Here is a 17,612-nt window from a genome sequence, read left to right on the forward strand (position 1 = left end):
AAATGAGTTCAGAAAACGACGACGTCACGGCGATCGACGTAGCGACGGGATCGTTCGAGGAAGCACAGGAGTGGGTCGGCCGGTCCGGAGACACGTTCTTTGCCGCAGAACCGGTCAACCGCTCGATGATCCAGTTCTACGCCGCGCTGATCGAGGACGCGAACCCCTCCTTCTGGGACGAGCGCTTCGCGGCGAACCACTGGGGCGGGGTTCGGAGCCCGCCGGGTCTGTTCTGGACCTGGAAGATGGATCCGGAGTGGACACCCGGCCCGGAGACCGAGGGGGACGAGGGTGAGGACGTCTCGGTGACGGACGTGCCGTTGCCGGGCGGGAAGGACACCATCATCAACACGCAGTCGAAGACCACGATCTATCGACCGCTGCTGGTCGGCACGCAGCTGAACTGGCAGACCTCGATCGAGTCCGTGAGCGAGGAGAAGGAGACACGGGTCGGGACGGGCAACTTCGTCACCGAGAAGACGACCTACCGCGACGGCGGCGGCGAACTCGTCGCCGAGGAGTCGAACGTGATGCTCCGTTACAGTGCCGCCGACGAGGAGGAGAACACGGAATCGTTCGATACGCCCTTCGCCGAGGGTCGTCGTGCGGTCGACGTGCCGGAGGGGCAGGGACCCGACGACCCGTACGCATCGATCGACGTCGGCGAGGTCTCGCCAGGCGACACGGTCGAGGGATACGAATTTCCGGTCACGTACACGAAGGTCGTCCACAACGCGGCCGCGACGCGGGACTTCTCGGGCCATCACCACGATCCGGAGTACACCCGCTCACGGGGTAACGAGACGATCTTCCTCAACACGATGGCGCTTCAAGGATTGGCCGACCGGGTGGCGGTGCAGTGGGCCGGCCCGGAGTGGCGGATCGCCGAGCGCGAGATCGCCATCCAGGGGACGGCCTATGCCGGCGACGAACTCTCGGTCGGAGCCGAGGTCACGGACGTCGACGAAACCGAGGGCCGGATCGAGCTCGCCGTGACGATGGACAACGACGGCCGGGACGTCTGTCCGTCGTCGGTCGCGCTCGTCAGGGACGGGGTGAAATAGTCGATGAGGGGATGCGATAGTCGGATGGCGATGCCGTCGAACCACGGGCGGGCGAATGGACGGAACGTTTATTCCACGGCGACCGGAAAGGGAGGACGAGGACAATGAGAGGTACTACCAGAGAGGAGATCTTCCCGCTCCCGGAGAAGGGAATCGACACCGCCCCGTTCTGGGAGGCGTGCAACCGACACGAGCTCGTCGTCCAGGAGTGCGCGGACTGTGGCGAGCGCCGGCACCCGCCCACGCCGGTCTGTCCCGAATGTCGCTCGTTCGAGGTCGACTGGGCTGATGTCCCCGGTACGGGCGAGGTCTACACGTACACGACGACCCACTACGCCGCCAGCCCCGCCCACGAGGACCACACCCCCTACAACGTCTCGACCGTCCTGCTCGACGGAACCGAGGATATCCGCCTCATCACGCAGGTCGTCGATGTCGATCCCGAAGCGGTCGAGATCGGCATGCCGGTCGAAGTGGTTTGGGAGGACGTCAACGAAGATACGACGGTCCCGCTGTTCCGTCCCTCCTGAAACAGCTCCTCAGTCGGCGAGCACGCATTTTCTGACCCCGTCGGTTTCGTGCCAGTCGATTCGACCCTCGTCGTCGAGCAGGTCGAGATGGCCGACGACCTCGGAGATTCCCACGAATCCCTCGGTCGCGGGCAGTTCCGGAAACAGCTCGTTCATCAGTCGATAGGCCGTGGTTCCCGGTTCGGAGTCGGGAACCATCCCCGCGATGTGTTCCTTTCGCTCGTGATGGTGGGCGATCGTCTCGTCGATGCGTTCCTGGAGAGCCGTCATTCGCTCGCCGTGGCCACCGTAGCCGACCGCCTCGTCGACCGCACGAAGTTTTTCGAGCGACGCGAGATACGTCGGGAGGCTCCGTGTTCGCTCGTCGCTTTTCCCGGGGAGTGTCGTGAGCGTCGGGTTCGGGGTGATGTCCGGGAGCACGTGATCGCCGGTGAAGACGGTGTTCTCGCTTCGGAGCCGATAACAGACCGAGCCGACGGCGTGGCCCGGCGTGTGAACGCAGTCGAGAGTGACGCCGACATCGAGTCGCTCGCCGTCGGCGACCGTCCGATCGGGTGAGACCGGACGCTGGAAATCCGTGTACGATTCGGGGAGCGTGAGGACAGTCCGGACGGTGTCGTCGGGCATCCCCATCGAACGCAAGAATGCGTGGAAGAACGCCTGTTCGTCCTCGAACTGGCCGGTCGGGGCCGCGAGGCGCTCGACCGCGTCCTCGTGGGCGATGACGCGCGCATCCGCCTCGTTGGCGAGCCGCCGTGCGCCGCCAAAGTGGTCCATGTGTGGGTGCGTGATGAGAACGTTCGCGATGTCTTCGACGGAGTAATCACGCTCGTTCAGACCCGAGCGGAGTGCCGTCCGAGCGTCGGCTGTCTCCGGCCCGGGATCGATCACGGTGAGTTCAGCCGTCGGTAGCAGGTAACAGTTGACATCCCCGACGTTGAAGGGCGTCGGCAGCCGTATTCGATCGATGCTGGTCACGATACGAGTTCGGAGTGCAATGGAATAACGTTACGGGGTCGATCGTGGCAGTGAGACAGACGGATTCCGATGCGCAGCCGTCGCCGCTGATCAGGGAATCTCTGCTCTCACTGAGTCGTACTGTACTGTGCGTACGTGAGGTTGAACTCCAAGACGTTCTTGAGTCTGCGGAGCGCCTCGGGTAGTTCCTCGGTGAGGCGCTCGTCGGTGAACTCGCTCGCGGGGCCGTAGACGAGGATCGAGCCGATGTTGCGGGCGTCCTCGACGAGGATCGGGATCGCGATTTCGTGGATGCCGACGATGTCCTCCTCGCGCGAGACGGCGTAGCCGACCTCCCGGATCGTTTCGAGTTCCTCGAACAGCGTCTCCCGATCGGTGATCGTGTTCTCGGTGACGGCGTCGAGCCCGACGCGCTCGACGATCTCCACGACTCGTTCGTGCGGGAGACTTGCCAGAATGGCCTTGCCGCCCGCGTTGATGTGGAGATAGTTGCGATTGCCCGCCCGTGGCTGAATCCGTATCGAATCGTCGTTCTCGACGCTGTAGAGCGTGACGCCATAGCCACTCTCCTCCTTCAACAGGGCGATGTTGTTGTCGGTCTCGGCGGCGAACTTGTCGATCTCCGGCTTCGCCGCCGCGTACAACGGGTCCTGGCTCCGTACCTCCGTGCCGATCGAGAGATGGAGCGAGCTGACGTAGTAGCCGTCGTCGCCACGGATGACGTAGCCGATTTCGGTCAACGTACTGAGATATTCGTGAGTCGTGCTCAGCGGTCTGTCGATCCGTTCGGCGGTCTCGGTAACGCCTGCGCCGTCGTTCTCGACCAGGAAATCGATGATGTCCTTGGCGGTCCTGAGCGACTGTATCGGCACGGTGTCGGATGCATCCATACAGAAATGGGCCGGCGATTCAACATCAAGGTTTCGTGTATATCGAAAGCAGCGCAGCAGGGCAGCGATGGCCGAGGATCGGCAGTTCTGGTACAGCCACCACAACGGTTAGATCGGCGAATGATTGCTTCCGAGATATCGATCGCGAGCGCGCGGACTGCAAAGGTCGCACACACCGGTATCGTTAATAGCAAGAGGAAACGAACGACTGTATGAAGGTTCTGGTGGCAGTGGCGGAGGTGGCCGACGTCGAGGACGAGTTCGAAATCGACGGGCTGGCCATCGACGAGCAGTACCTGAACTACGATCTCAACGAGTGGGACGACTACGCCGTCGAGGCGGGCGTCCAGCTCCAAGAAGCGGGCGACGATGTCGAGGTCGTCTCGGTGACGATCGGACCTGAACGCGCCGACGAAACCATCCGCATGGCGCTCGCCAAGGGTGTCGATCGTGCCGTCCGTGTCTGGGACGAGAATCTGGAGGCGACGGAATACCTCGACAGCGAGACCAAAGCCGACGTTCTGGCGGCCGTCGTCGAGGACGAACAGCCCGATCTCGTTCTCGCTGGCGTCCAATCCGACGACACCGCCTTCGGCGCGACCGGAGTCTCCCTCGCCGAGGAAGTCGGCTTCGAGTGGGCCGCCGTCGTCAACGATCTGGAGTACGAACCAGGAAGCGACATCGCATCGGTCCACCGCGAACTCGAAGGTGGTGTCGAGGAGTTCACTGACGTCGAACTACCCGCTGTGTTGACCATCCAGACGGGGATCAACGAACCACGGTACGCCAGCCTGCGCGGGATTCGGCAGGCCCAGTCCAAGGAGATCGCGCCCAAAACCCTCGACGAACTGGGTCTTGAATCTGACGTCACCGACAGTGCGGTGTCACTCACCGAGCTCTACGAACCGGAGACCGAAAGCGACGCCACCCTCTTCGAGGGCAGCCCCGACGAGGAGGCCGACCAACTCGCCGAGCTCCTCCGCGACGAGGGGGTCGAAGCATGAGCGATATTCTGGCCGTCGCCGAACACCGCCGCGGCGACCTCCGTGATGTGAGCTTCGAACTCGTCACTGCCGGGCGCGACCTCGCCGACGCCGCCGGTGGCGACCTCCACGTGGCCGTCATCGGCGGCGACGTCGACGGGTTCGCCGAGGAACTGAACCGCGAGGGCGTCGATACGATTCACACGATTAGTGAGGGCGAGGAGTTCAATCACGACGTCTACACTCAAATCGTCGAAGCGCTCTTCGACGAACTGGCTCCGGAACTGCTCCTGCTACCCAACACGGTCAACGGGCTCGACTACGCACCAGCTGTTGCTAACAGTCTGTCGCTGCCACTCGTCACCGACGCCATCGACGTCGAGTACGGTGACGAACTGGCCGTCACTCGCGAGATGTACGGCTCGAAAGTCGAGACAGTGGTCGAGGTCGACGCCGATCGGGTAGCACTGACGATCCGCCCCGGCGAGTGGCCACCCGCCGAGGCCACTGGCGATGCCGAAATCAGCCAATTCGACGTCTCGATCGACGAATCGGCCGTCCGCTCGACCGTGACTGGGTTCCAAGAAGTCGGTGGTGGCGACGTCGACATCACCGACGCCGACGTTCTGGTGAGCGTCGGGCGCGGTATCGAGGAAGAAGAGAACATCGCGCTCGTCGAAGCGCTGGCCGACACGCTCGGTGCGACGCTCTCTTCATCGAGGCCGATCGTCGACAACGGCTGGCTGCCCAAAAACCGGCAGGTCGGCCAATCCGGGAAGGTCGTCACTCCTGATGTGTATATCGCCATCGGCATCTCGGGGGCCGTCCAGCACGTCGCCGGCATGAAGGGTGCCGACACCATCGTCGCCATCAACACCGACGCGAGCGCCCCCATCTACGATCTCGCCGACTACGGCGTCGTCGACGACCTCTTCGACGTCGTTCCCGCCCTCATCGAAGCCTTCGGTGGCGAACCGCCCGCACTCTGAAACGACGGGAGGGGCAGCGCTGGTATCGGTATCAGCGAGAATCGATTACCGATTATACGAAGTCGTTTTTCAGGATTATCCGGATGGTGATTTTGGCTTACTTCCTCCTATCTGTTCAGAATAGTACTATGATAGCAAAATGTCTTTTCCTGCTTTTGATCGGTTATACAGAATGTTTTTCGTGTGACATATACAGTTTTAAGCAGCACGTGATGAGGAGTTGTTTCGTTGATTTGAGCGCGGAAAATTCCCGATAACCATCCCCGGAGAACAAGTCGTTGTCACGGTGTACGATCCGATGGTGGATAGCATTCTATTCTGGAATACGTCCGAATAACGGTTAGATCAATCGCATATGAATGTAGTAAGAGGCGTATAGATAGCCTTTCCGAAATTATTTGCCAAACTGTTGGATTGTAGAGAAGCGTATATCGTGGTATGTCCGATGGCATAGAGACGGGACGATCGACGACCATCAGTCGAAGCGTCCGTGATGCTACTACCGGCGCAAAGAGAATAATCGTTGAGCGCTCATTGCACAACTGTGACCTCAGTGATAACAGTATTCTCATCATAATTGGAAGTGGCTAATTTCAATTAGTATATGAATTCCTATCGTTGAATGGAGTATTCGTAGATAAGAGGAGGCGTACTAAAACAGTACGAAGGAGTTGCTGTCTCCGGGCGATCTCGTCGTGGTCGAATCGGTGCCGGGAGCTATCGGGTCGTGAGCACCGGAACGTCGCTCGTCCTGACCGTGCGAGCGGTCACGCTGCCCACGAACACGCGCTGGAGGCCCGTGCGCCCGTGTGTGCTCATCGCGACGAGATCGGCGTCGTGCTCGTCGGCATGATCGAGGATCGTCCGGTGGGGAATCCCGTGTTCGACGGACGACTCGAACGGGATGGCGGCGTCGGTCGCGAGCGCTTCGAGCGATCGGAGGTTCTCGGCTGCACCCTCGTCGAGCGCGTCGCGTTGCTCGTCGGCGAGCGAATCGAGCCCAGCGAAACCGCTGCCCGGCGAGCGATCGTCGACGACGCTCAGGAAGCGCAGGTCGCTGTCGAACGCGTTCGCGAGCGTCAGTGCGTGTCGTGCAGCCGCTTCTGCTCCCTCACTGCCGTCGGTCGGGACCAAGATGGTGTCGTACATCGAACGTTCTCGGCGAGCAGTTCGCCTGCGGTGATTAAATCACACGCGTCTCGCTGCTGTGTGGAAAATCGTGTCGTGAACGGTACTGACACCGTCATACGGGCGCACACTTCTCAATCGGACGGTCTTTGATCGGCGAACAGCGTCTCGTCGAGTCGGTCATCGATCGCTGCACGCGTGGTATCGAGGATCGTCTCGTCGCCGAGCACCACCAGCTGCAGGCGTGCGCCGTCGATCATCGTCAGCAGTAGCGTCGCGATGTAGTCGGGATCGACGGGAGCGAAGACGCTGTCGTCGATCCCACAGTCGATCACGCGCGCGGTCAGCCGGTGGACGTACGCACGATTCCGGCGGAACTGATCGCGGTAGGCCTCGTTGAACGGGGCCTGCGAGCGGAGTTCGAGCATCGCGATCTGGAAGGACTCGTTGTCGTCGGGCCCGTACAGCAGGCTGTCGATCAGCCCGTCGAGCTGCGTCACCGGATCCGTGATCTCGCTGGCCGCGACCCGGTTCTTGAAGTTCTCCAGGAGATAGGCGAGAAACGACGAGAGGAGATCCTCGCGCGAGTCGTAGTGATAGAAGATCAGCGATTTGCTCTTGTCGAACTCGTCGGCGATCGCCTGTACAGAGAGATCGGCTGCCCCATGCGTACGGAGCGCCCGATAGGTCGCCTCCATGATCGCCTCGTTCGCCGTCCCCGAATCCGCCTGCTCCGCAGTGTCGTCCGCCGCATCGATGTCGTCCGCGTTCGTCTCGCTCACTAACTATCTAGTTAACCAGTCGAGCGGTTATAGTTTGTGTCCCACGCATGGCACACGGCGAGAGGCAGAGAGCCGACCCATTCGGATGCTGGCGAGGAGAACGGAGACCGACGCGTCGCGACCGGGTCAGTCGAGTTCGACCGTTGCGTCCTGCGTCCGATCGAGGCGCACGGCACGCCCGGCGTCGGCCGATCGGTAGATGGCGTCGATGACGCGCTGGACGGTCAGCCCCTCGGCGATCGTGTTCCGTTCGGGCGGCGTGCCGCTCTCGATGCCCTCGATGAACGCGGCCTGTTCGGCCAGCATGTCGTCGTTCGGACGCGTCGTCACCGTCGTATCGGTGAGATGGTCGACACCGGCGTTGCTGCTCTCGTAGATCGTCAGACTGTTCTCATTGCGGTCGAACAGCGCGCCCGCCTCGGTCCCCCGGAGGAGGAACTCGTGGTTGGTCGGGCGGTTGGTCGCCCACGCAGCTTCGAGACTCACCGTCGCTCCGTCGGCACAGCGGATGAACGCACTCACCGAGTCGTCGACGTTGAACTCCGAGGGGCCGAGATCCTCGCCGAGCATTTCGAGATAGGCATAGTCCTCGCGCGAGCCGAACGCCGAGCGCGTCGTCGCCGACACCTCGACGACCTCCGGGAAATCGAGGAAGAAGAGCGCGAGATCGATCGCGTGGACGCCGATGTCGATCAGCGACCCGCCGCCCGAGGCCGACTGGCTGGTGAACCACGAGCCACGCCCCGGGATGCCGCGCCGGCGGATGTAGTTCGCCTCGACGTGGCGAGGGGTGCCGAAACGACCCTCCTCCTGAAAGCTCTTGAGCACCTCGACGGGGTTCGAGAAGCGGTTTTTGAATCCCGTCATGACGAAGCCCTCGTGCTCCTCGGCGGCGGCGGCGATCGCCTCGGCGCTTTCGAGCGAGTGGGCGACCGGCTTTTCGAGCAGGACGTCCAGCCCCGCGTCGAGCGCCGCGATGGCGTACTCCTCGTGGAAGCGATTCGGCGTCGCGACGATCACGCCGTCGGCGTCGTCGAACAGGTCGGTCACGTCCGCGTAGGCGGTGGTCGCGTACGAGTCGGCGAAGCGGCTGCGTGCGTCGGGGTCGATGTCGCTACCGACGATATCGGCGTCGTTGTCGACGAGTCGGTCGGCGTGGAATCGCCCGATGTTCCCGAGTCCGATGATTCCGATGGTCGGAGAAGAGGAGGGCATATCCACTAGCTATGGGGGCGCTCGTTGTAAGAATACCGCTCTCGCCTCGGTTCGGGGGATGCTCTCAGTACAACTGCTCCTCACGCTCCTCGCGTTCGGCCTCACGTTCCGCCTCCTCTTTCTCCCGCCGTCGCCCGCGGAGATACTGCCGGGTCAACGGGATGAACTTGTTCTTCACGTCGAGGACGAACGACACCAGCCCGTAGGCCCAGAAGACGAACAGGAGCGACATCCCGCCGACGTAGAGCAGTCCGATATCGGTGACCATCTCAATCGTCCGTCTCGGCCCCCGTTCCGGTCGTTCCCTCGGCCTGCGTCGGCTGGACCAGCCCGTGTTCGAGCGCCTGGCCGGTGTCCGTATCGAACAGGTGGACTTTCCCGCGGTCGAATACGACGGAGACGCTGTCGCCGGCTTCGATATCCGAAGCCGGATCGACGCTCATCTGGAGCTGATCGCCGGCTTCCGGGTCTTCGAGATCGCTTTCAGCGTCCTCGCTGAGCAGGAGATAGACGAAGATCTCGTCGCCCATCGGTTCGAGCACGTCGACGGTCGTCTCGATCTCGGCGGTGGAGTCGGAGACCGAGCCGGCCTCCCCGGCGGGATAGATGTCCTCCGGCCTGATGCCGAGCGTGACCGCATCACCTTCGCCGAGCGCCATCGGGCCGACGTCGAACGCGACGTCGACGTACTCGGAATCGAAGCCGTCCGAATCCACCGTCCCCTCGACGAAGTTCATGCTCGGCGAGCCGATGAACCCCGCGACGAAGAGGTTGTCCGGTTCGTTGTAACAGACCAGCGGCGGATCGATCTGCTGGAGTCGGCCGCCATCGATGACCGCGATCCGATCGGACATCGTCATCGCTTCGGCCTGGTCGTGGGTGACGTAGATGACGGTCGTATCGAGTTCGCGGTGGATGCGCTGGAGCTCCGTGCGCATGTGCACTCTGAGCTTCGCATCCAGATTCGCCAGCGGTTCGTCCATGAGGAAGACGTCGGGCTCGCGCACCAGCGCGCGGGCGATGGCGACGCGTTGGCGCTGTCCCCCACTCATTTCGCTTGGCATCCGATCGAGCATCCCCTGCATCTGGACGGTCTCGGCGGCGTTCTCGACGCGGCGATCGGTCTCGTCCTGGTCGAAGTTTCGGAGCCGCAGCCCGAACGAGATGTTGTCGTAGACGTCCATATGCGGGAACAGCGCGATGTTCTGGAACACCATCGCGATCCCGCGGTCCTTCGGCGGCAGATCCGTCACCTCCCGATCACCGATGTATATCGTCCCCTCGGTGGGTTTCGTGAGACCGGCGACGGTCTCCATCGTCGTCGATTTCCCACAGCCGGAGGGGCCGACGAGCGTGACGAACTCGCCGTCGGGGATCTCGAGGTTCATGTCGTCGACCGCGACGACGTCGTCGTACCGTTTCGTGACTCCTTCGAGCGTGACGTTTGCCATGGTTGATCACTCCTTGAGTGCGCCGCTGGTGAGGCCGCTGACGATTCGTTCCTGGGCGATCACCACGAGGATCGCCACCGGCAACACGCCGATGATGCTCGCGGCCGCCATCAGGTTGTACGATGCCGCGTACTGGGTCTGATAGCCGAGAATGCCCCAGACGAGCGGGCCCCAGTTCTGTGCCTGGCCGTCGGTCATCAGATACGAGAAGAAGAACTCGCTGTAGACGTTGATGAAGGTGAGCACGCCCGCGGTCGCCACGCCGGGTGCCGACAGCGGAATGATCACCCGGAACAGCGCCCCCAGCCGGGTCGTGCCCTCCACGCGCGCGGCGTCCTCCAACCCGTCGGGGATCTGCCCGTAGAAGGTGGTGAGGATGAAGATCGACAACGGCATGAACAGCGCGCTGAGCGGCAGGCCGATGCCGATCGGCGAGTTGAACACGAACGGACTGCTCAACCCCAAGATCTCGATGTTGCCCGTGAAGAGCCTGAACAGCGGCAGGAGGAACGCCGCCGGCGGGAAATAGGAGATGGCGAGCACGAGGATCATCAGGATACCCCGGCCGGGGAAATCCAGCCGGCCGAAGACGTAGCCGACGAGGCTCGCCAACACGAGGACGACGACCGTGGTCCCGAGGGCAATGACGAAACTGTTGAACAGATAGACGTGGAACGGCAGCTGCTCGAAGATGGTGATGAACGCCTCGGGGTTGAACCCCGCCGGAAGCAGTCCTGCCTGATCGACGAGATCCGTCGGGGTGAGCGCGAGCACCAGCAGCCAGTAGAACGGGAACAGCGTCGTGATCAGGAAGAAGATCGTGACGACGTAGAACATCGCCCGGTAGGTCCGATCGGGGTTGCGAATCGACTTCTTGACCCAACGCGTGAACGGACCGGCGTCGTCCTCGTCGCTCGTCTCGCTCGCCTGTGCGCCCGCCATCTCAGACGCCCCCCTCCGAACCCTGCCAGTATCTGACGATGTAGACCGAGACGACGATGCCGATGATCGCCGCCGTCACGAACGCCACCGCCGAGGCGGTCCCGTACCGTCGGGTGCTGAAGGTCGTGACGACGAGACAGGACAACGAGGGGACCGTCGTACAGCTCGCCGTCGTCTCGATCAGCCCGTAGATCCGCATCGCGGCGATGGTCCGGAACAACATCGCGACCAGCACCGTCGGCAACACCAGCGGGAACGTGATCGTCTTGAACTGCTGCCACTTCGTTGCGCCGGCGACCTTCGCCACGTCGTAGAGGCTGCGATCGACGCTCTGGAGCCCCGCGAGGATCAACAGCGCCATGAACGCGGTGGTCTTCCAGATATCGGCGAGGATGATGATCGGTAGCGCCTCGGCGCTGTTGACCAGCGGCGACGTCGATCCGCCGAGCGCCTCGACGACGGCGACGCCGGGGCCGATCCCCGATCGGAACAGCAGGTAGAACATCATCCCCTGAATGACGATCGGCACCGCCCACGGGATGATGATGGCGACGCGAACCCAGCGCCGGCCCCGGAACTTCTGATCGAGCACCAGCGCCTGGCCGAGCCCGATGATCGTTTCGAAGAAGACGCTGACGATGGTGAAAATGAACGTCACGATGAGCGCGCTCTGGAACGGCGCGCTCGGGTCGAAAAACGGCTGTGGCAGCGCCACAGTGTCGAGCTGTCCCGTGAGCAGGTTGATGTAGTTCTCCAGCCCGACGAACTCGCCGAGCTGGGCCGCGCCGCTGATGCTGTCGGCGAACAGCGACATCCGGAAGGTGCTCAACAGCGGCCAGAAGGCGATCACCACGAGCAGGAGGAAGGCCGGTGCCAGAAGCAAGTAGGCGAACGCCGTCTCGCTCAGGTTTTCGAGCCAGCGGACCGCGCGTGCATATACGCCGGAGCGTCGTCCGGCCTCGGTCGATGGTTCAGTTGCCATTATCGGTTGTAGTTCTCGATCGCCGCGAGCTGGTCTTTCAGTTCGTTCATCGCCCGTTTCGGTGGCTTGTCGCCGGAGAGACCCGCGTGGACCTGCTGGGCGATCTGGCCGGACTGTTGTGGCCAGACGACGCTTACCGGGCGCGGGATCGCGTTCTCGCCGGCGACGCGCAGCTGTTCGATGTAGTTGCCGACGATCGGCACCTGCTTCGCCTGCCGCGAGTCGAGCACTTTCTGGTTCGGCGGGAGCCAGCCGGTGAGTTCGAACAGTTTGAGCTGGAAGGACGGCTGGGTCATCGCCTCGATGACCTGGAGCGCCTTCCCACGCTGAGACGAGTTCGGGTTGACGGTCATATGCCAGCCGCCGAGAGCGGCCACCGGCCCGCCGATGTTCTTGTACTTCGATTTGTTCTCGGAAACGGCGTAGGGGATCGGCATCACGCCGAGTTTCTGTGTGCCGAGCGCGTCGTCGGCACCGGCGGTCGCGATCGCGTACGGCCAGTTGCGCAGCGCGACCGCGTTCCCGCCGGTGAACGGGCCCAACGAGGAGTCCTCGATCCAGCCGAGCACCGCGTTGGGCGAGATCTGCTCGTAGCCGTCCAGCGTGTTGGGCGCGTTCGACCCGAAGATGAACGTCCGCACCATCTTCACCGCATCGACGACCGGCTTCTCGCCCACCGTCACCGGGCGTTTGCCGATCGGGCCGAACAGGGTATCCCGACCGCCGAAGTACGCCCCGCCCCAGCTCGTCATGAACTCGTTGAAGTCACAGCAGGCGAGCCCTTCGTAGAGGTTGCCCTGGAAGGAGAAGCCGTACTGGAGGCCCGCCTGCTGCTTCGTGTCGGCGACGACCTTCGAGAACTTCTTCCAGCGCATCGACTCCGTCGCCCAGTTCTCCTGTTCGGGGTTGTAGCCCGCCTGTTTCACCAGATCCTTCCGGTAGAGCATCGTCGGGAAGTCAGGGAACAGCGGTACCGCATAGAGATCGCCATCGTCGCCTCTGGCAGTCTCGACGCTGGCCTGGAAGTAGTCGTTGTTGACCTTCTTCAGGACGCGCTCGGGCAGGTTGTCGCTGAGGTTGAGCAGCTGGTCGCGGTTGATGAAGTTGAGCGCCCAGCCGTTGTCCATCATCAGGAGGTCGGGATCCTCGAGTCCGGCCGAGAGCCACCGGGTGTACTGCGACTGGCGCGTACCCGTGTTCTGGGGCCCGGCGATGACGTCGAGATAGATGTCCTTCGACAGCCCCGCGTTCCAGAGCGCTTTCCGTATCGCGCCCGCGTTGTCCGCCCCGGTCGAATCGGTCACCCACCGGACGGTGTTCGCATCGGTTTGGCTGCCGCCGGCGATGCAGCCGGCGAGCGCGACCGCAGCTCCCGACGCGCCCGCGGTCCGCAGGAAGGTGCGACGGGAGCGATCACCACCCCCATGTGTGATGGACTCACGCATCGTCCTGAAATGAAATTGCACATATACTTATATCTACTGGAGGCACAGGCAAGCAATCGCCATCCGACGGGCGGATCGGCCCCATCACGACGTATCCGCCCGGACGAACGTCACCGGGCAGGGTGCCGAGAGCATCACCGTCTGTGCCGTCGAGCCGAACACCGCCTTCCCGGCCGGCGAGCGCTGCCGCCCGCCGACGATGACCATGTCGGCTCCCGACTCCTCGGCTAACCCGACGATGCTCTCGCCGTGTTCGCCGATCGCGCCGCCGACGGCGACGGCGACGCCCGCCGCTTCGAGCCGCTCGGCGAGGTCGCGAACCGTCGCGTGGCGACCCGCCACCTCCTGTGGCGACACCTCGGTGGCCGTGGGATCAAACCCCAACCGGTCGATGGCGCGCTCGTACTCGGACTCGGTGAAGACGTGACCCAGAACGACCGTCGCCCCGGACGGACCAGCGATGTCGATCGTCTCCTCGGCCAATCTATCGACGCGCTCGGCGTCACCCGGTCCGAGTGCCAGGAGAACGGTTTCGAGTGCCATACCCACACATTCACGAGCTCTTACATAGTTCTATGGGCGCGAGCGGCGGCTGGCCCTCACTCCTCCTGGGAGCGCTGGTTCGCAACGCCACCGAACGTCGGCCAGCATCGACGCAGATAGTTGAGCGCCGCAGCGACCGTGACGAGGGCGTACAGGCCAGCAGCGGCGATGACGAAGAAGCCGTACGGACTGCCGGGCCCGCCGATCGTCGCGTCGAGGTACGACGCCAGAGCGACTCCCCACTGGCCAGCGATCCCGACCCGTCTAACCGCTCAGTCGAGCGCCCGGGCAGCCGTCCCGGATCGTTCGACACCACGGAGATCGATCTCGCCGCCCTTGATCGGCACCCCCTCATAGGGATCGTCGGCGAGCAGCAGCGAGCCGTCGAGATCGGCGTAGTCGAGCAGCGGCGCGAGCTGGCAGGCGGCGGCGATGGCGGCGTTCGACTCGATCATGCAGCCACACATCACCGCCAACCCGTGGGCGCGCGCCGCGTGGATCATCCGTTTGGCCTCGCGCAGCCCGCCACATTTCATCAGTTTGATGTTGGCGATGTCGGCACGCTCAGCGACGTGAGGGATATCCGCGAGCGTCACGCAGGACTCGTCGGCGGCGATGGGAAGCGGTGAGCGCTCGTGGACGTATTCGAGCCCCGATCCGTTCTCTGCCGGGACGGGCTGTTCGACGAACTCGACATCGAAATCGGCGAGCGCATCGATGTTGTCGAGCGCTTCGTGGGGCGTCCAGGCCTCGTTGGCGTCGACGCGCAGGTGGACGTCGGGGGCGACGTCACGGATCGTGTCGACGATCTCGCGGTCGCGGTCGGTGCCGAGTTTCACTTTCAGCACCGAGTGACCCGCTTCGACCGCGCTCTCGGTCTTCTCGCGCATCCGTTCGGTGCTGTCGAGCCCGATCGTGAAGGAGGTCGCCGGCGTGGCTTCGGGATCGAGCCCCCAGTAGCGATGGAGCGGGACGTCGAGGCGTTTCGCCGCGAGGTCGTGTAGCGCTATCGAGACCGCCACGCGCGCGGCAGGGTTATCACGGACGCGCGCTTTCATCTCTCGTTCGATGCGGTCCAGCGCGTGCGGATCGCCGACCTCCTCAACGACGGCAAGCAGATCGGGAAGGACGGCCTCGACGGTCGTGGCGGTCTCGCCATAGTGTTCGGAGGGGGCAGCCGCGCCGATACCCTCGTGCTCGCCGTCCGAGATCCGCACGAGCACGTTTTCGGCGGTCTCCTGCGTGCCACGGGAGATCGTGAACGGGTCGGCGAGGTCGAGCGTCAGCCGCTCGAAGCTCGTCTCGAGACTCACAACAGCGCCTCCAGCAGCTCGTCGCTCCCGAAGCGGATCGGATCGCTCGCCGGCACCGAAAGCGTTTGTGAGTAGGCGTCGACGGCCGAGCGCGCGCCCTCGTCGGTGTCGAGCGATCGGGTGTTGAGCGCACCCGCGACGACGTCGGCGTCGTGGACCGGACCGGCGAGGTTCTCGTAGAGATCGACGTACTCAGGCAGCGCCGGGAGTGGGGTATCCTCGTAGCCGTGGATCGCCTCGCGGCCCGCCTCGTGACAGAGCACGAGCTCGTCGGGCATCGCGCCGTGGAGGATGCCACAGGTCACCGCCGAGTAGGCCGGATGGATGATCGAGCCCTGCCCCTCGACGAAGAGGTAGTCGTGGTCGTTGCCCTTCTCCAGGATCATCTCCTCGACCGCGCCCGCGGTGAAGTCGCTCACGACGCGATCGATCGGGTTGCCCCAGCCCGCGATCATGATACCCGTCTGGCCCGTCGGGACGAACGCGGCGTCCGCGCCCCGTTCGCGGGCGGCCTCGTAGAGTTCGAGCGTCGCGGTCATCTTCCCGACCGAACAGTCCGTTCCGACAGTGAGAATCACCTCGGCGTCGACTTCGTCGGCGACCCCCTCGCTCACCGTCAGATCGGGCGACGGCTCGCGAACGTCGTGGAGTTCGCAGTCGTTCGCCGCGGCGAGATCGGCGAACTCCTCGTCGTCGTTCAGGAAGTAGTGCAGTCCGGCGGTGACGTCACAGCCACGTTCCAGCGCGGCCCGGACATCGGGTCGCCACGAATCGTCGAAGCCGCCGCCGATCGGCGCGATACCGATGAGCAGTTCGTCGCAGTCGTCGACATCGTCCATGCCGGCGACGATCGGTGCGTCCTGGACACCCGAGAGGTGATCGCTGACGCGCGTGCCGGCGCGGTCGCGATCGAGCACCGCGACGATCTCCTCGTCGGCGTATCGGAGCATGCTGACGGCGGTCTTCGCGTCCTCGGGGAACTTCTCGTGAGCGAGCAGTGCGACGGTCATGTCTCCCGGGAGGGCGAGCAAGGAGTTAAATGCCGACCATCTACGATGCGTCGGACGGCTTCGAAGCGGGTAAGGCGGCGACGGCGGTAACGGGATGTATGTGGCCGTGGGGACATCTCGCCGTCGGCTATCTCGTCTACACCGCGCTCTCGCGCTGGCGCTTCGGGAGAGCGCCGAGCGCTGGGGCGGCGGTCGCGGTCGCCGTCGGCACGCAGTTTCCCGATCTCGTCGACAAACCGCTCGCGTGGACGTTTCACGTGCTGCCGAGCGGGCGTTCGTTCGCCCACTCGCTGCTCACGGCGGCCATCGTCTGTACGCTGGTCTACGCGTACGCCCGCCGTCATGGGCTGACGCGGCCGGCGCTCGCCTTCGCCGTCGGCTACGTCACCCACCCGTTCGCCGACGCGCTGTCGCCGCTGCTCGCCGGCGAATACGCCTACGTCCGCTATCTCGGCTGGCCGGTGCTCGACCAGCCCGCCTACGACACCAGCATGGGGTTCGCCATCCACTTGCTCGACTTCGAACTCACGCCGCTCGTGGCGTTCGAGTTCCTCCTCGTGGCGCTCGCGGTACTGGCCTGGCTGCGTGACGGTCGGCCGGGTCTCGGCGCACTTCGCGGCTGGTATCGTTCGCGACGGAGCGGGTCGGAGGGCTGAGGGTTACCGCCGACGCCGGACCACGACCGCCGCGAGCACGATCAGCAGGACCACCACGAGCCCGGCGGCGACGATCGGAACGAGACCGATATCGAGCGCGCTGTCGGGGGTCGTCTCCTCGCGTTCGACCGAGACGACGGCGCTCTCGGTGATCGTCCCCGTCCCCGCGACGTACGGCCCGTCGACGCTCCCGTTCGATCGGACGAAGTCGAAACGGTCGTTCCCGTTCGAGTCGAAGTGTGCCATCGCGGTCAGCGAACCGTTCGTCCGCAGTCGCGACTGGTTGAACTCGCGCCCGTCGACCCCGTAGAGCCGCACCCGTACGTCTTGGTGGGGGCCGGCACCGAGTTTCTCGGAGACACCGATGACGCTGCCGACGGTGTCGTTCGCGTCCGTGAGGTTCGCGTCGTGGATCGCCACGAATCCGCCCTGCGAGAGGTTGACGGAGTTGAGTTGAACGGTCGTCCCGTTCGTGGTCTGGTCGGTGAAGACCATCGTCGCGTTCGGTGTCCGGACGCCGTCACCCTGCTGTGGCTGGACCGGCTGGGATTGGGCCGCTGCCGGGGCGACGGCCGTTCCCAGGATACAGAACAGAACGAGACAGATGGCGGCGAGTGTCGATCGCATACGTCTGCGGAGGTCGGCGGCGGGTAAAAACCGTCGGCCCGCGGCGATCGAGCGACGGCCACCACGATCGATGAGAAAAGTTTT

18 protein-coding genes and 1 pseudogene are annotated in these 17,612 nt (G+C 63.9%); 5 read left to right on the top strand and 14 right to left on the bottom strand.

Going from position 1 to position 17,612, the window contains the following annotated elements; all coding sequences use genetic code 11:
* Positions 1-2 precede the first annotated feature (2 nt).
* Both NO363_RS06275 and NO363_RS06280 read left to right on the top strand, forming a co-directional pair.
* A complete protein-coding gene (locus tag NO363_RS06275) occupies positions 3-1,064 on the top strand; it encodes an FAS1-like dehydratase domain-containing protein (protein WP_256687704.1) in 1,062 nt (353 codons plus the stop codon).
* 104 nt (positions 1,065-1,168) lie between these two features.
* Complete coding sequence (locus NO363_RS06280) at positions 1,169-1,594, top strand: Zn-ribbon domain-containing OB-fold protein (RefSeq protein WP_256687706.1); 426 nt, start codon at positions 1,169-1,171, stop codon at positions 1,592-1,594.
* 9 nt (positions 1,595-1,603) lie between these two features.
* Here the strand turns inward: NO363_RS06280 and NO363_RS06285 are convergent, their stop codons facing one another.
* Positions 1,604-2,572: an MBL fold metallo-hydrolase gene (locus NO363_RS06285; RefSeq protein WP_256687708.1), complete on the bottom strand. Its 969-nt coding sequence runs from the start codon at positions 2,570-2,572 to the stop codon at positions 1,604-1,606.
* Between the two features lie 107 nt (positions 2,573-2,679).
* A complete protein-coding gene (locus NO363_RS06290; protein WP_256687709.1) occupies positions 2,680-3,462 on the bottom strand; it encodes an IclR family transcriptional regulator in 783 nt (260 codons plus the stop codon).
* 212 nt (positions 3,463-3,674) lie between these two features.
* On the opposite strand from NO363_RS06290, the gene NO363_RS06295 reads away from it, so the two are divergent.
* Both NO363_RS06295 and NO363_RS06300 read left to right on the top strand, forming a co-directional pair.
* The gene (locus NO363_RS06295; protein ID WP_256687711.1) at positions 3,675-4,466 is read left to right on the top strand and encodes an electron transfer flavoprotein subunit beta/FixA family protein; all 792 of its coding nucleotides are present in this window, start codon (positions 3,675-3,677) and stop codon (positions 4,464-4,466) included.
* Positions 4,463-5,434 (top strand): electron transfer flavoprotein subunit alpha/FixB family protein, encoded by a 972-nt coding sequence (locus tag NO363_RS06300; protein ID WP_256687713.1) that lies wholly within the window; start codon positions 4,463-4,465, stop codon positions 5,432-5,434. Before NO363_RS06295 ends, NO363_RS06300 begins: the two co-directional genes overlap by 4 nt.
* Positions 5,435-6,154: 720 nt before the next feature.
* On the opposite strand, the pseudogene NO363_RS06305 reads toward NO363_RS06300, so the two are convergent.
* From NO363_RS06305 to NO363_RS06355, 11 genes and pseudogenes are all read right to left on the bottom strand, one after another.
* A pseudogene (locus NO363_RS06305) lies at positions 6,155-6,583 on the bottom strand (universal stress protein); the annotation flags it as partial.
* A 113-nt stretch (positions 6,584-6,696) separates the two neighbouring features.
* Positions 6,697-7,344 carry a TetR/AcrR family transcriptional regulator gene (locus tag NO363_RS06310; RefSeq protein ID WP_256687715.1) on the bottom strand — a complete coding sequence of 216 codons (648 nt, stop codon included), beginning with the start codon at positions 7,342-7,344 and terminating at the stop codon, positions 6,697-6,699.
* Positions 7,345-7,470: 126 nt separating this feature from the next.
* On the bottom strand, positions 7,471-8,559 hold the full coding sequence (locus tag NO363_RS06315) for a Gfo/Idh/MocA family protein (protein WP_256687716.1): 1,089 nt from the start codon (positions 8,557-8,559) through the stop codon (positions 7,471-7,473).
* Between the two features lie 64 nt (positions 8,560-8,623).
* Entirely contained in the window at positions 8,624-8,827 is a 204-nt protein-coding gene (locus tag NO363_RS06320) for a DUF8005 family protein (protein WP_256687718.1), read from the bottom strand.
* 1 nt (position 8,828) lies between these two features.
* Positions 8,829-10,010: an ABC transporter ATP-binding protein gene (locus NO363_RS06325; protein ID WP_256687719.1), complete on the bottom strand. Its 1,182-nt coding sequence runs from the start codon at positions 10,008-10,010 to the stop codon at positions 8,829-8,831.
* Between the two features lie 6 nt (positions 10,011-10,016).
* Positions 10,017-10,952 carry a carbohydrate ABC transporter permease gene (locus NO363_RS06330; RefSeq protein ID WP_256687722.1) on the bottom strand — a complete coding sequence of 312 codons (936 nt, stop codon included), beginning with the start codon at positions 10,950-10,952 and terminating at the stop codon, positions 10,017-10,019.
* A 1-nt stretch (position 10,953) separates the two neighbouring features.
* Complete coding sequence (locus NO363_RS06335; RefSeq protein WP_256687723.1) at positions 10,954-11,934, bottom strand: carbohydrate ABC transporter permease; 981 nt, start codon at positions 11,932-11,934, stop codon at positions 10,954-10,956.
* Positions 11,934-13,379 carry a substrate-binding domain-containing protein gene (locus NO363_RS06340; RefSeq protein WP_256687724.1) on the bottom strand — a complete coding sequence of 482 codons (1,446 nt, stop codon included), beginning with the start codon at positions 13,377-13,379 and terminating at the stop codon, positions 11,934-11,936. The genes NO363_RS06335 and NO363_RS06340 overlap by 1 nt, the downstream gene beginning before the upstream one ends.
* 84 nt (positions 13,380-13,463) lie before the next feature.
* Positions 13,464-13,922: a universal stress protein gene (locus tag NO363_RS06345; protein ID WP_256687725.1), complete on the bottom strand. Its 459-nt coding sequence runs from the start codon at positions 13,920-13,922 to the stop codon at positions 13,464-13,466.
* A gap of 272 nt (positions 13,923-14,194) precedes the next feature.
* Complete coding sequence (locus NO363_RS06350; protein ID WP_256687727.1) at positions 14,195-15,235, bottom strand: dipeptide epimerase; 1,041 nt, start codon at positions 15,233-15,235, stop codon at positions 14,195-14,197.
* Entirely contained in the window at positions 15,232-16,245 is a 1,014-nt protein-coding gene (locus tag NO363_RS06355) for an N-acetyltransferase DgcN family protein (RefSeq protein WP_256687728.1), read from the bottom strand. The genes NO363_RS06350 and NO363_RS06355 overlap by 4 nt, the downstream gene beginning before the upstream one ends.
* Before the next feature lie 98 nt (positions 16,246-16,343).
* Between NO363_RS06355 and NO363_RS06360 the strand changes: the two genes are divergently transcribed.
* Positions 16,344-16,901, top strand: a complete 558-nt coding sequence (locus NO363_RS06360) for a metal-dependent hydrolase (protein WP_256687934.1) — start codon at positions 16,344-16,346, stop codon at positions 16,899-16,901.
* 3 nt (positions 16,902-16,904) lie between these two features.
* On the opposite strand, the gene NO363_RS06365 is transcribed toward NO363_RS06360, so the two are convergent.
* On the bottom strand, positions 16,905-17,528 hold the full coding sequence (locus NO363_RS06365; protein WP_256687730.1) for a DUF7282 domain-containing protein: 624 nt from the start codon (positions 17,526-17,528) through the stop codon (positions 16,905-16,907).
* Positions 17,529-17,612 lie beyond the last annotated feature (84 nt).

Origin of the sequence: Halococcus qingdaonensis, assembly GCF_024508235.1 — an archaeon.
Taxonomy (GTDB): Archaea; Halobacteriota; Halobacteria; order Halobacteriales; family Halococcaceae; genus Halococcus; species Halococcus qingdaonensis.